Source organism: Flavobacterium sp. AG291 (genome assembly GCF_003350375.1).
In the GTDB taxonomy this organism is placed as follows: domain Bacteria; phylum Bacteroidota; class Bacteroidia; order Flavobacteriales; family Flavobacteriaceae; genus Flavobacterium; species Flavobacterium suzhouense.
This window is the reverse complement of record NZ_QQAR01000014.1, coordinates 96666-110607: the sequence shown is the minus strand read 5'-3', so window position 1 is coordinate 110607 and position 13942 is coordinate 96666. Positions and strand designations below refer to the sequence as shown.

Below are 13942 nucleotides of genomic sequence, written 5' to 3'. Positions count from 1 at the left end.
CTAATTTAGTTTCTTACTTATTTTTTTAAGATATTCTTCCGTTTTCTCTTTATCCGGAAGGGTAGTAATTTCTTTTGTAAGGGCTTTTTCAAATTCCTTTTGGGCAGCGGTATAATAGCCTTTATTGTAAAAATATACCCCTGCTTTGTAATGCACCACCCAAAAATCAGGATTTAATGCCTGATATGCTCTCAATCGTGACGACTCAAGGTTAGTTTTATTCTTAATGGCTAAATCTACCTTATGGTCTTCTACCCTGTAAGCCTCATAATTTTTATATTCCTGCGAATTTACAAATTCATCCTGAGGTATTGCGAGGGAATCTATTCCAAGAGATATAATATTCCCGTTATGTTTTTGGCTAAATATTTCATCCAGATCATAAGCCACATACTCCCCTAACTGATAAGGATTAGCTGAAACCCACACCTGTCTTTCTTCCGGCCTGAATATAACAGAATGATGTGCCAGTAACTGATTTATCGCCTTTTCATTGCCATAACCCAAAATCATTTCGCTAAGCCCTTTTGTATTTCGCATAATTGCTGCAGCCTTTTCAGGGTTTATCTTATCCTGTTTCCCTAAAAGTTCAGTCATTCGTTCAAACCTGTATTCGGTATGGCTGTTTTTTATGGCATAATTATTTTTATGATCATCTTTATAAGCATCACTCTGAAAATGATTAGAACAAACCAGTTGCGATGTATTAGCTACTTCATAAACACCAAACTTATCGGGCGACACTTCTATCAAAGTGGTTTTATTATCATTGGCACTGCCTACCATAATGCTTTCCGAAACAAAAACTTCATGCTTTTTTGCAATAGCAATCGCTTCTTCAATGTTTTTAGCATACTGTAAAATCTGTCGGGTAAGCAATGATATGGGAGTTTTTGCCACCAAAGGCATATCAGACTTCCCGGAATTGATGGTAACCGTCAATCCCTCGGTATTCATCCCTGAGAGAACACCTATCATTCCTCCCCAACCTACCGACATAAAAGGATATCCCGTGGTTGGCTTTACAAACGACACCAACTTATTCTTTGCAAATTCGTCGCCTACATAAAAATCAAGATTACGGGCTATGAGCAGTGAACCATCTTCCGTTTTATCGCCCCATACTGCAAAAGATGTACATCCCACAAGCGATAAATCGGTTAAGGCATGCCCTATATCGTGAGCAGCATGCAAATAAAGTGATCTTAAATAGGCCGGAGCAACATAATCGTAGTCGTGGGACAGGTGTTGCGAAAGGCCGTATATTTCTGTTTTATACTCAGGCTCTACATGCAGGTACAGCTTTCGGTTATACCATTTTAAGAACTGACGCAGCATTTTTTGCTTAAACTTTGAAGGTACAATATCTTTAACCTTATTAAAAAAAGCCCCCTCCTGAAAATGGATAAGTTCCTCTGAAAGTGCTCCGGTTACCATACCTCGCTGTAGCGGATCCCCCTCTACATAAAGTTCCCAAAGCCCTTGTTTGTTTTTTAGCAAAAAGTTATTCCCGCTTTGTAAAGTACTGTCATTTTGCCTTTGCACAACCGGAACGGAAGCATCGTACCCCGTTGTTACCGGCTTATCATGAACAGAATTATATGTTCCGCACGAAACCAACAGCAAGGCTGTACTGACTAACGTAACAAAACACACAAGCTTTTTCATCTTATTGATTTAATTCGGCGTTAATTTTATTGATCAGATATTCTTTCCCTAAAATTTCGCTACAGGTAACAACAGCACCGATAGTAACCCCTAAAATTCCGTGCATATTAATACTCTGTCCTGTAAAATAAAAATTCTCAATTTTTGTTTTAGGCGATATAAAGGTCTTCATCGGATTATTGGCATCTTTAACATAACCATACATATTGCCATTGTGCACCCCTATATAATCCCTGTAAGACAACGGCGTTGAGGAATGAACCGATTTTATACATGCTCTTATTCCGGGAAACTTTTTCTCTATTTCTATAAGAAGCTGCTCTGTTTTATGTTCTTTAAAACGTGTGTAAGCCTCCCCCCTGTCAGATTCTTCAGCAGTAGTGTTGTGCGTGTCTGCCCAGGGTTGTACTTCTTTAAAATCCATGGCAGCGATAAGAGTCATGCTTTCGGCCCACTCATCCTGCTTTGCTGAAACGTTCATTGAAGCCATGTAGGATTCCGGCCAGGATTCCGGTGGTCCCTTTATGGCTTTCCACACTTTTGTACTATCCTTAAAATGATAGTAATTATAATTCCTGTATTTAAACGTTTCAGGCTTAAAGACTATATAAAGGCTAAAAGCAGAATATACACACTCTAGCTCCTGAATACGGTTGTAGTATAATTTCCTGAATCTGTCTTTGCCAATAAGGTTTAGCGTGGTTTTAGGTTCAATGTTAGAGATAAATATATCTCCAAAAACCTCTTCCCCCGTTTTGATCTTGGCTGAAACAGGTTTGTCGCCATCAAAACCAAATCCGTTTACTTCTTTATATTTATAGGTTTCTCCACCATATTTCTTTAGCTGTTTAATAAGCTGTTTGGTTATCTGGCTCCCCCCGTTTATGCATCGCCATGAGCTTTGCATATATGAGTTGATACACAGGGCATGTACATACAATGGCGATTTATCTTCAACGCCGGCATATAAAAAATTAGAACCTGCTAAAACAGCCCTGAGTTTTTCATTGGCGGTAACACTATCTATATATTGTTTGGCATTCTGCGAAATTACGGCCTCACTGTATCCTGCCTCTGCGTTCTTTAAATTATATAGTGGAAATGCATCACAGGTATCAATAAGCTTTTGACAGTACGCTTTCAGATTTTCTTCTTCTTCCGGAAAGAACTTTGCCAACTGCTTTACAAAGTTGTTATAACCCTGCGCATGGGGATATTCATTTTCATCATCATCAAACGAAATCATATCATAGGCATCCTCATCCATCTTTTTGAGCCTTAGCCCATCCATTATGCCTATATACTTAAAATAGCTATTCAGGTTTTCTCCTTCTCCCAAACCGCCAATATAGTGTACACCGGTATCAAAAATCGTCTTATCCCTTACAAAAGTCTGCAGATTTCCTCCAAACTGATTATTCTTTTCAAGTACGCACACGCTATAGCCTTCTTTAGCCAGTATGATTGCACATACCAGCCCTCCTAAGCCACTTCCTGTTATAACAACGTCATACTTTTTCTTCATCTGTCTATTCCTTCACCAAAATCACAAAACCTTCATCGGCCAACTCAAACCTGAAATTTTCAGGATACTCTTTATCAAAAGGCTTCATCAGCACCACTAACTCTGCCTTATCCAACAGAGCAAGAGGAACATTCATGTCACTGTCAATAATAACAACAGAGTAGTTTACATCCAAAACATCATCCAAAACATCAGGATATTTAATTTCCCGTTTCCTGTTAATGTAATTTGTTCGCGCAATATCCCGTTTTTCTTCCTCGGTTACATAAGCTGCAATTTTTCGTTGTGGCTCCTGTAATGCAAGCAACACTGCTGTTTCGCCATAATTGTCCGCTATATGCAAGATAGAACTTTTTGCTCCAATACAATTATCCAGCTGTTTATAGGCTTCCATCTTATCCATGAGATTTTGTTTTACCTCATTAACAATATCCGACTCCTTAAATGCGAAACTATGCATTAGCTTACTCATAAAATAACCCGCGGGCTCGCACTCATGGCGCATCAGTGAAAACTGTTCTTTAAAATAAGCGCTTATTTTTTTTGACCTTACGGCATATCCAGTACCAAACCTCACATCGTCCGGTGTAATTCTTTCCAGTATCTTCAGTGTCAGGCTGCCATCATAGATAATAAAATCGCCTTTAGGCAATACTTCAGAATTCCCATGTATCAGTATAGGTACTATATCCAGTTTAAATTCTTCCGCCAGATAAAATGCGCCTTTATGAAAACGCTGAATATGATTGCTCTTCGAGCGTGTACCCTCAGGAAATATAACCAACGAATAGCCTTCTTCTATCTTTTTACGCAGGTGTTCAACGCCACCTTCAATTCCCTGTGAAACCGGATAGAATCCGGCAAGCTTAACCCCAATTCCAAAGATTGGTGAATTATATACCCAATCACTAACCAGATAAATAATTTTAGGACTAAGCATACCTAAAGACAGTATATCCAGGAAAGAGGTATGGTTAGCAATAATGATGCAGGGCTTATCAAAAGTTTCGTTATACGGATTGAGTACTTTTTTCTTTACAAATGGATTAAGGTACAATACCGACTTCATGAACTTAGACATGGTATAGCGGAAAACCATGATCTTCCATTGTTTCTTCACAGGAAGAAGCCTGACAAATACCACACTGAATATTGAAAGTAAAAATGAGCCTATTCCGTAATACGCAAAAAGCAGGACAGACTGTAGTAACGTCCTCAGCTCAAAAGGAGCATTACCCTTATTTACCCTTTTGCTAAGTGCAAATCTGAAAAGTATAGGATAAAATATAAAAGTAATGATTAGCGCAGCAAATACCCCTATCAACGATACTGAAGAAATGGATTTTAAAGCCGGATGCCCCGCAAAAACAAGTGCACCTATACCAAGCACTGTTGTTAGCACTGCAAGCAGTATAGACGTCCTGTAAGTAGCCATTTCATTTTTCCCTGTACTGTATTCCTTCTGAAGCGCACTGGTCATGAAAATACTAAAGTCAACCCCATGCCCAAAAACCAGTGTGCAGACAATGGTACTGAATATATTAAGCTTTACATCAAATATTGCCATGATACCTGTAGTAACAATACCGGTAATAATTATTGGAATACAGCTTATGATAACAAGTTCAATCCTTCTAAAGAACACAAAAAGTATTAATACAACCGCAATAAACGAATAATTGATGAGTGCATTAAAATCGTCTTTTAAACCACCCAAAAAGGTTTCATTCATTTGCTGCCTGTCAATAACCATTACATTCTTTTTGCGCGAAAGCTCATTGACAATAGTTTCACGTTGCCCATCAGACATCTTAACAACCGAAGAAACCGTGTAAAAACCATCCTTTACCGTTATAAACTCATTAAGGAAAAGAGCCTTTACTTTTAGATATTCCTGCAGGGATATCGGTTTAAAATCGGCTGACAGCAGCCCATAAAAATCAGCATAGGCTTCCGGCTTGAATCCCAACTTATTCCCTTCGGCAACAAGCCCGGCCTGCACCTGTCTTTTACGTTCGGGAGTCCAGAAATCATTCCATCGTTTAATCTTTTCAAGTTGTTCTTTCTCAGAGAAAACAATACCTCCAACGGAGCTGTAACTTAATAACCTGTCCTTTTTCTTATCGCTCTCCAGTTGGGAATACAAGCTGTTATTATTCTGCAATACTTCCTCCACAGAATTGCCATAAGCCGCAACATACAATGATTTTGAAGTAACATTGGTAGATGCCTCAAGATGTTTTTCTGCCCGTTTTATATCATCAGGAACAAAGTTAAGCTGCGAAATGTCTTTATCATAAACTACCTTATTAAAGGTAAAAAAGCTTACAATGATAACAATTACACTTATAATGATGAGAGCTTTATTATTATGAAAAGAAAATTTAGCGATCTTATCTAAAACCGTAGTATGCTGTACATCTGCAGTCTCTTTAGGCTTATACAAATGCGGAATGATCAGTAATGAAAATAAGGCTGACACCATTACACTCACTGCTGCAAAAATGCCCAGATCCTGAAGTGCTCCCGAGTTTACAAACAACAGGCATAAAAAAGCCAAAGCTGTTGTTGTACTGCTCATAATTAGCGGTTTCGTTATATCCTTATACAGCACCTTTACATCACTATTGTGTTTGTAATGTGTCAGTATATGCAGCGCATAATCTATAGTCACCCCCAACAATATCGAACCGATACTTAACGATATTGCCGATATGGTTCCGCGTAAAAAGTATAGTAATGCCACCGCAAACAATACCCCAAACAGGGTAGGGATAATAATAATGAATGGTATAAGAATCTTACGGTAATACACCATCAGTATCAGCATAAGCAGGGAGATGGCAATCAGGGTTGTGGTTTGTATGTCGCTTTTAATCTGCTTCGCATTAGCTACCGCAATATTTGTGGCTCCAAAATATTCAACCGTTGCCGCCTTTTCAAATTTCCTGTTCAGCTCATTCTTTATAGCATCGAGCTTATCTACAAAAGCTGTGTTCTTTTTAGTCTCGTTACCCGGTAATTTCGGACTTATAAAAAGCAATAATTTTTGATTGTCCTTTGTGATCACATAGCCATCCTGTAGGTGGAATTCATCCCCCATACCCAACTGACGAAGCTTGTTAAGCCCAATGAACGAAATCCCAAAAGGGTCCTTAAGTATAAAATCTTTAGTAACTAAACCCGATGGTGAAATTATAGACCTGTAATTAGTGTTAACCGTTGCTGCTATACTGTCCGAACTAAGTTTCTGTTCAATTTTCCTGTAATCAGATTCATCAAGAAACAAAGAAACATTGTTGTAAACAAAATCAAAAGTCTCTATAATATTCTCATCTTCAACCTTACCCTGAATTCCATTTACATATTCATCATACTGCTTATATCCCTTAAGACTGTCTAAAAAGGCTGCCGCTACTTCAGTAAGTTCTTCCGGGGCAACTCCCTTTTTAGCATTGACAATAACAGTTATCTTATCGGAGAAATTAAGCTGTCCTAAAACCTTGGCTGCTTCATCTGATTTTTCGTTTTTAGGAATAAGCCTGGTTATGTCTTCCTCAAACGAAATTTTAGAAGCAAAATAGCCAAACAATAATAAAAAGGCGAAGGCTATAACAATGGATAAAATCCTGTTACGGGTCACAAAAAAATGTATGCCTATAAAGAATTTATGCATTGGTCTGAATTTTATTTTTGCTAAAAAAAGTAAGCACAATATATCCCGCCATACCGAAAAGGAAAGCCATTAGTGAAGCCAGCAAAATACTTCCAACTAGATATTGCGCTAAGTTTTGCTTAATGGCATCAAAAATGGTAGCTCCCTGGGCAACTACACTATTTGGAACAAACAACGATCCCATTTTTAAAGAAAAATAGATAATAACAGGGAATGCCGGCGGAATACTTACGTTTGAAAATGCAAACGCAATTAGTTTGTTCAGACGAAGCACATAAGCCAGAAAGAGTACTGTAACAGTCTGTAGCCCCCATAGCGGGGCAATACCTATAAAAACACCCAAGGCTATAGACAATGCCTTTTTTGCATTACTATCGCCACTTTCAAGTACATTTTCTAAAAAGAATTGCTTAAAACTTTTTTTTTTAAAGCTCATGAAAAAATCACGCGGCTTTATATACAAAAGACTGATAACCACCAATACCGTATTTAAAATACTGATACGTGTAAAGTCTGTAAACGGGCGAAAGTGTGTTACCCTTTCGTTCATGTCATAAAGTACTTTTACAGGAACATTTTTTACCATTATCCCTTTCCATGCAGATCGTACTATTACTTCTATCTCAAATTCGAATTTGGGCGTAAAAAATCGTTTTGGCATCCTGTCAAGCGGATACAGCCTGAATCCGGACTGTGTGTCTTCCAGCTTTATACCTGTTTCAAACCAAAACCAAAAATTAGAAAATTTGTTTCCAAAACTGCTTTTTTTAGGCACTCCATCCTGAGCCATATTACGGCTACCTATAAGAAGTACATCTCCTTCGGTCTGAACAGCATCAATAAAAACAGGTATATCGTCCGGAAAATGCTGTCCATCAGAGTCTATTGTTATAGCATATCTGTAACCGGCTATACGTGCAGCTGCAAAACCTGTACGCAAAGCCTTCCCTTTTCCCCTGTTTTTCGGAAGATGAATTTGGGTAATGTGAGTATATTCCTGAAGTATCGGTATGGTTGTGTCTGTAGACCCGTCATTAACAACAATAATATTTTCAGTATAGTTCAGTACACCGTCTAATACCCGTTTAAGGGTTTTGTGGTTATTATAGGTCGGAATAATAACACAACACTTTAGCTTGTCTATCGAACTATAATATTGTGGAGCTATGCTCATTGCAAATGATTGGTTTAAAATGGTAGGGCAAAGATACCTTTTTAATCTTTTTTGCCAAAAACCGCAATATTAATACTATGTTGCCTAATTGAACAGTGCTTTTTCTTCACTATTAAACGAAGTCGAAACTTTTACAAAGCCTTTAGTATATTCTTTAAGATCGGGCTTTTGAATTTTAAAATTCCTGACGAGAAAGGATTTATCTTCAGCAATTTTCTTATTGTATCCGGTAATCTTTGGTGCATTTTCCTGAATGCTCAGCCTGAGCAGTCTTGCTTCATAATTACTGGGATCCCTTTTAATTACGGCTTCCAAAAGTTTAGCCCCCTGTGTAAAAAGATCTTTCTTTTTAAGCAGTACTTTTTCGTGCTTAGCCATGAGTGTATATGCAGCAGCTTTATAGGCCACTAAAGTATTGTCAGAACTGTCATCTTTAACCGCTTTTACAGATTCGAAAAGTTCTTCAGTTACTTCCGGTGAGTTAGGAGCACCCAAATACTGTTTGCGAACCGTGGTTAGATCGGATAATAAAAACAATAAAGCCGTAAAGAAAACCGCCAGTAACTTCATGATATTCAGTTTAAAACTATAGTAAAATTGGTAAATATCTGTCCAAACAACTAATTTTTACGGTAAATACAACTTAATTTTAACGCTACCGTTTCATCAAAATAAGAGGTATTCTTCACTTTTATTGTGGCATCATCGGCGGTAACTATATCAAGCTCCAGCCTTAGCAAAGGATTTATCTCCGGATTGATAAGCGCCATAAATTTAATGTTACTGGCGCTTATCATTATCAACGGAGTATTTACTGCCTGCTGCGTAAGTTCTTTAATAATTTGCATCATGCATACTCCCGGTGTTACGGGATTACCAGGAAAATGACCTTTAAACACATCATGATCCTTATTGAGCATAATCGTTGCAACATATTTTTGGCCATCTGTACTTTCAAATGACTTTATGGTATAAAAATCTTTAAGCAGCATTGTATATATTAAAATGTATTCTGAAGTCTCGCCGCAAATATGCAGTTTATTTTTTATTTCGTTGTGCCTGTTACATCAAAACTATACGATACACCTACCGAAAAAACAAGGTTGTTAGCATAAAGATCATCGTTATAGTTGTAGTTGTCCTGAAAATAATAAGAATCTACAGGCTCAATAATACCTTTCTTAACGCGTGCTTCAATAGTAAGTCCCATTGGTAGTGTATAGCCTACACCTGCAGTAATGCCCAAATCAACATCATTATAAACATAGCGCCCTGAATTTGCTACAATGTCAAATGTAGGTCCTACATGGACATTGAACCTGTCATTAAATGTAAATTTACTTAAAGCGCTAAGTGAAATATATTGAATGCTTATATCAACATTTTGAGGAGAATAACTTCCATCAATATCATTATAAACAAGCGCATCACCTTTAGCCCCCTGTCGCGAATAGGTAATTTCAGGCTGAAGGGTATAAAACCTTGAAAGCTTTAGAGCTCCAAAACCACCTACATAGAAATCTGTTTTTCCATCAAGATTAGTATCGGTGATTCTTGAAAAGTTAACACCTGCCCTTAAGCCCGGCTTAAAAGTAACCTGAGCCTCTGCAGCAAACGCAGCAAAAACCAGCATAGAGAATAACAAAAGTTTTTTCATAGTAATTTTATTGTATATAGTTAAGTGAAATCTTAAGTCTGATATTTTTATGGTCAATTACAATTTTTTTGGCTAATATATTATTTTCTTCGCTGAATTTTATTACAATTTTTTCTTTTGATTTTGTGGCGTTTACGATTTTAAAAAGCCTGCCACTGGCTTTGTCTGTAAATAGGTAATTGTAGCGTCCTCTATCCCCCGATTTATACACAATATTATTTTCATTTTCATATTGTCCGCTTATATTGTGGTTTGCTTTTAGCAATAACGTAAAATCGCGTTTTAGCGTATTTACAATTATTCCCTTATCTAGTTCTTCAAGTATGTAATTTACCTTAAAACTATTGTCAGTAATTTCAAAATCAAATAGCTTGTTACCAAACTCCGTGGTAAAGGCAGCCCTATAAAGAGTATCATTTATCTTTTTAGCAATAAATATCCCCCCAAAGTCTTTTCCGTAAACAGAAATGTGGGCTTTATAAACATAATCCGTTTCGGGATTGGAAAAATAGGTGGTAGTATACGTCGTGGCCTGAGGTGTTTTTTCCTCCAGCCCTTTTACCGTCTGTACAGCACAGGACGTAAGCAGGCAACTGCTAATTAGTAAAAACAGAATCAGAAACCTGCGCATTGGCAACTTTGTTTTTAAATACAATTGTAGTATAATCGCCCGAAGGTTCTATCATTTTTACCTGAGAAACCATATTCGCCTTTTTATCGAAATAAAGTTCCATTTGCTTTATGTACTTTTTTAAAGCGGCATCCTTTGGCAATAGTTTGGTAATGGTATGTTCTGCCGATTTAAAATAAGAAATCGTAAATTCATTCTCGTCAAACATATCGCCGCTAACACTGCCTACAATGAGTTTGTTAAGCTTTGCAAACATCTTACTGTTGCCCACATTCATTTCGCTTTTCTTTCCTGCATCGTTTATGGCAATCTTATTGTTTTTAAAAATCACACTATACTGATAAGGCTTTGTATATTGCCATAACAGCATACCGGGAGTCTTAAAAGCCATCCTGCCTGATGTTTCTATATCTTTCGAAAGAAAATCCATGTGTTTGTACTGAACAAAGTCCGTGGTCAGGCTTTTAGTATTTTTAGCAACAGTATTTACAGCATTTTTAAAAGCGGTTATTTCTGCTGTACTCATTTTTTGTTCCTGAGCCACCCCAAAGGCAGTAGAAATCAAAAACAAAAAATAAAAAACACTATTCTTCATAAGCAGGTATGTTTAGTAATTCATTTACGGCAACAGCCTTTAAATTTTGCTGCTTCAAAAGTATCAATAATTGTTCCAACACATTTACCGTTTTTTGCGAAGTATCATGAAGCAATATAATACTTCCCGGAGCTAAACGTGTTGTTATACGTTTAAGAATATGGTTCTCGTCGTTTATTACAGTATCAAGCGAGCGAATATTCCAGCCTACAACAGCATGTCCTGTTCGCTTTAGAGCTTTTGCCATATTAGGATTGGTAACTCCATATGGTGGCCTGAAAAGTTTTAGTTGCAAGCCATTTCTGCTTACAAGCTCATCTGTCTTAACAATCTCAGTAAGTATTTTGTCCGTTGAATAAAATCCCATTTCAGGCAAATGATTAAATGTATGATTGCCCACAGTATGGCCTCCATCCATTATTTGCTTAAAAATATCTGGGTGTTTCTCTATTTGTTTACCAATGCAAAAAAAAGTAGCCTTTACATCATATTTGCTCAGCAGTTCAAGAACTTTTATGGTTTCAGAAGTTGGCCCGTCATCAAATGTAATGGCAATTTTATTACCCGACTTTTCTCCTCTGTTTAATGTCTTAACATAATATCCCCACTGAACAAATGCAGATCCTAATCCTGTTATAATAAACCATAAAGCTAACGGGATTAAATAAACCCACCAGGATAGCGGATTAAAAACGGAATAAGCAACCAGAAAAGCAATTACAGCGAGAAAAAATCCTGTATTTACTTTATGGGTTAGCATTGAGACACTAATGTAAAACTATGATCTTTGCCCCTGTACTGATTGTAAAGCAATATATTCTTATATCCGGCAGCCTTGACATCGTTCACACTTAGGACCTCCGGAGCTTCTTGTAATTTTACAACATGCGAAGCCACCCAAAGCCCAAAAGCTGAAGCCGTATTAAATTCTCCGCTCAGATGTTTATAATACAGTTGTTGTGTGTTTTTTAAAACACCATCTGCCAGTATCGTATAATAGCCATCATACAAAGTATCACCGTTATACCCTAACACCACAGCATCGATATCATTTACTGAGAGCCCGTTACCTTTAAGAAACGATTCAAGTTTTGCCTCCACTTCCTCTTTTTCAAGGGTATTGTATATGGTCACATCATTAAGTTCGGCATAGGTAGTTTCCTTTTTGTCATCTTCAAGCACAAAAAACACTGCCCCCTCTGAAAATACTGCTCCAGTGGTATCAGAATCCAGAACACTATAAGATGACTGTTCTTTGGGTTTTATAATGCCTGTAAGCTGTAAAAAATTAGTTGTCGCCTCGGCATTCTCCTCTACTCCGCCAACTAATATCGTTGCGGCCTCTTCTTCATCAAGCTGCATTTTTGCATCAATAAGCGAAGATTCAAACGAAACTGCCCCATTTACATACGTAAAATTATATGCTTTGCATTCCAGCCCCAAAGCAATTTGTCCACCTACGGTATTGTGCGTTGACTGAATGAATGAAGTGGGAGTCAGAAACTCTTCTTTATTATCAATAAGTGCCTTTAAGAACTTCTCAGAATCTATACAGCATCCCATTCCTGTACCTGTAATGATTGCATCTAAATTATGGACACCGGCTTCTTTCATCGCCCAATGCGAAGCAACAATACCATTTTTCACACCTTTGGCCATTCTTCTTGCAGCCGCCGGCGGAATCACTTCTTTATAATCCGGTACTGATAATTCAAGTACGTTTTCATTCTCGTTTACAATGATATCCTGCAAAAAAGCCGTGTTAATGGTTTTTTGCGACGAAACGCATCCTGTACCGTTGATATAACACTTTTTCATTAGCTCTTTGAAAACAAAAGGGTTGAACAGTTACCACCAAATCCAAATGAATTTGACAGCACATGATTGATCTCTTTTTCTTTAAGCTCCGTTTGCGGAACAATATCAAATTCTTCCATCGGTGTCTTAAAATTAAGGTTAGGATATACTACACCATTTTGAAGCGCTAAAACACTATATACAGCTTCTATAGCCGCTGCCGCTGCAAGGGTATGACCCGTAAACGGCTTGGTAGAACTAAATTCCGGTACATTATTGCCAAAAGCCCTGATTATTGCCCTGCCCTCAGAAAGATCGTTATTAGGTGTAGCAGTACCATGAGCATTGATATAATCAATATCCGAAGGGGCTAATCCTGATATCTTAAATGCTTTTTCCATTGAAAGGAAAGCACCATCACCATTTTCCGAAGATGCTGTTTGGTGGTAAGCATCATTTGCATTACCATAACCCGAAAGGTAGGCCAGTACTTTTTTGTTCTGTTGCTTTACCACTGCATCACTTTCCAGCACTAAAAAAGCTGCCGCTTCACCTAAATTCAAACCTTTCCTGTCATTATCAAAAGGAGTATTATAGGTATCCGAAAGTATCATCAGGGTCTTAAAACCATTTATGGTAAATTTTGATAAGGCATCCGTTCCGCCAACAATAACTCGGTCCAGCTTACCATTTTTTATAAGCCTTGCGCCAAGCATAATAGCATTTGCTGCCGACGAACAGGCTGTACTAATTGTAGTAACCAAACCCTTAAGCCCTAATTGATCGGCAATTTTATGGGCTACATCACCGGCATCGTGAGACAGGATATACCTTCTGTGCTCATCACTTTCGGCATAATCATAAAAAAACCTTTCGGTCATGTCCATACCTCCTACACTGGTGGCAGAGATAAGTCCTGTATTAAATTCGTTAATATCTGTAATCCCGGCATTATTAACTGCCTGTTTTGCAGCAATAGCACCAAGCATTGCGGTTCGAGAATAGTTATTATCAGCAGCAAGGCCAAGCTCGGCAGCAAGTTGTCCGTTGGTCTTTTTTATTTCGCCAACCTTAATAACGTTCTTATGAACCGTTGTTATGTTTTCTATTACCGTAATACCCGGTTTGCTTTGAATCAGGGCATTAAAATTTTCTTCGACAGAATTACCTATCGAAGAAATAATTCCCATACCGGTTATGGCAACTCCCCTGCTCATTA

At 37.7% G+C, this 13942-nt stretch carries 12 protein-coding genes; all 12 read right to left on the bottom strand.

Going from position 1 to position 13942, the window contains the following annotated elements; all coding sequences use genetic code 11:
* The 12 genes from DEU42_RS14575 to DEU42_RS14520 all read right to left on the bottom strand — a co-directional run bounded on the left by DEU42_RS14575 (position 1) and on the right by DEU42_RS14520 (position 13940).
* Complete coding sequence (locus DEU42_RS14575; RefSeq protein WP_114759043.1) at positions 1 to 1668, bottom strand: C45 family autoproteolytic acyltransferase/hydolase; 1668 nt, start codon at positions 1666 to 1668, stop codon at positions 1 to 3.
* Between the two features lies 1 nt (position 1669).
* Positions 1670 to 3193 carry a phytoene desaturase family protein gene (locus tag DEU42_RS14570; RefSeq protein ID WP_114759042.1) on the bottom strand — a complete coding sequence of 508 codons (1524 nt, stop codon included), beginning with the start codon at positions 3191 to 3193 and terminating at the stop codon, positions 1670 to 1672.
* Between the two features lie 4 nt (positions 3194 to 3197).
* Positions 3198 to 6869 carry an MMPL family transporter gene (locus tag DEU42_RS14565; protein ID WP_114759041.1) on the bottom strand — a complete coding sequence of 1224 codons (3672 nt, stop codon included), beginning with the start codon at positions 6867 to 6869 and terminating at the stop codon, positions 3198 to 3200.
* On the bottom strand, positions 6862 to 8043 hold the full coding sequence (locus tag DEU42_RS14560; protein ID WP_114759040.1) for a DUF2062 domain-containing protein: 1182 nt from the start codon (positions 8041 to 8043) through the stop codon (positions 6862 to 6864). Before DEU42_RS14560 ends, DEU42_RS14565 begins: the two co-directional genes overlap by 8 nt.
* Positions 8044 to 8127: 84 nt before the next feature.
* A complete protein-coding gene (locus DEU42_RS14555; RefSeq protein ID WP_114759039.1) occupies positions 8128 to 8613 on the bottom strand; it encodes a hypothetical protein in 486 nt (161 codons plus the stop codon).
* Between the two features lie 50 nt (positions 8614 to 8663).
* Complete coding sequence (locus DEU42_RS14550; protein WP_114759038.1) at positions 8664 to 9035, bottom strand: 3-hydroxyacyl-ACP dehydratase; 372 nt, start codon at positions 9033 to 9035, stop codon at positions 8664 to 8666.
* Positions 9036 to 9088: 53 nt separating this feature from the next.
* Positions 9089 to 9700, bottom strand: a complete 612-nt coding sequence (locus DEU42_RS14545) for an outer membrane beta-barrel protein (RefSeq protein ID WP_114759037.1) — start codon at positions 9698 to 9700, stop codon at positions 9089 to 9091.
* 7 nt (positions 9701 to 9707) lie between these two features.
* Complete coding sequence (locus DEU42_RS14540; RefSeq protein WP_114759036.1) at positions 9708 to 10331, bottom strand: hypothetical protein; 624 nt, start codon at positions 10329 to 10331, stop codon at positions 9708 to 9710.
* A complete protein-coding gene (locus tag DEU42_RS14535) occupies positions 10297 to 10926 on the bottom strand; it encodes an outer membrane lipoprotein carrier protein LolA (protein ID WP_233506700.1) in 630 nt (209 codons plus the stop codon). The genes DEU42_RS14540 and DEU42_RS14535 overlap by 35 nt, the downstream gene beginning before the upstream one ends.
* On the bottom strand, positions 10916 to 11686 hold the full coding sequence (locus tag DEU42_RS14530) for a polysaccharide deacetylase family protein (protein WP_114759035.1): 771 nt from the start codon (positions 11684 to 11686) through the stop codon (positions 10916 to 10918). The genes DEU42_RS14535 and DEU42_RS14530 overlap by 11 nt, the downstream gene beginning before the upstream one ends.
* Complete coding sequence (locus tag DEU42_RS14525; RefSeq protein ID WP_114759034.1) at positions 11680 to 12744, bottom strand: beta-ketoacyl synthase N-terminal-like domain-containing protein; 1065 nt, start codon at positions 12742 to 12744, stop codon at positions 11680 to 11682. Before DEU42_RS14525 ends, DEU42_RS14530 begins: the two co-directional genes overlap by 7 nt.
* The gene (locus DEU42_RS14520; protein WP_199509101.1) at positions 12744 to 13940 is read right to left on the bottom strand and encodes a beta-ketoacyl-[acyl-carrier-protein] synthase family protein; all 1197 of its coding nucleotides are present in this window, start codon (positions 13938 to 13940) and stop codon (positions 12744 to 12746) included. Before DEU42_RS14520 ends, DEU42_RS14525 begins: the two co-directional genes overlap by 1 nt.
* Positions 13941 to 13942 lie beyond the last annotated feature (2 nt).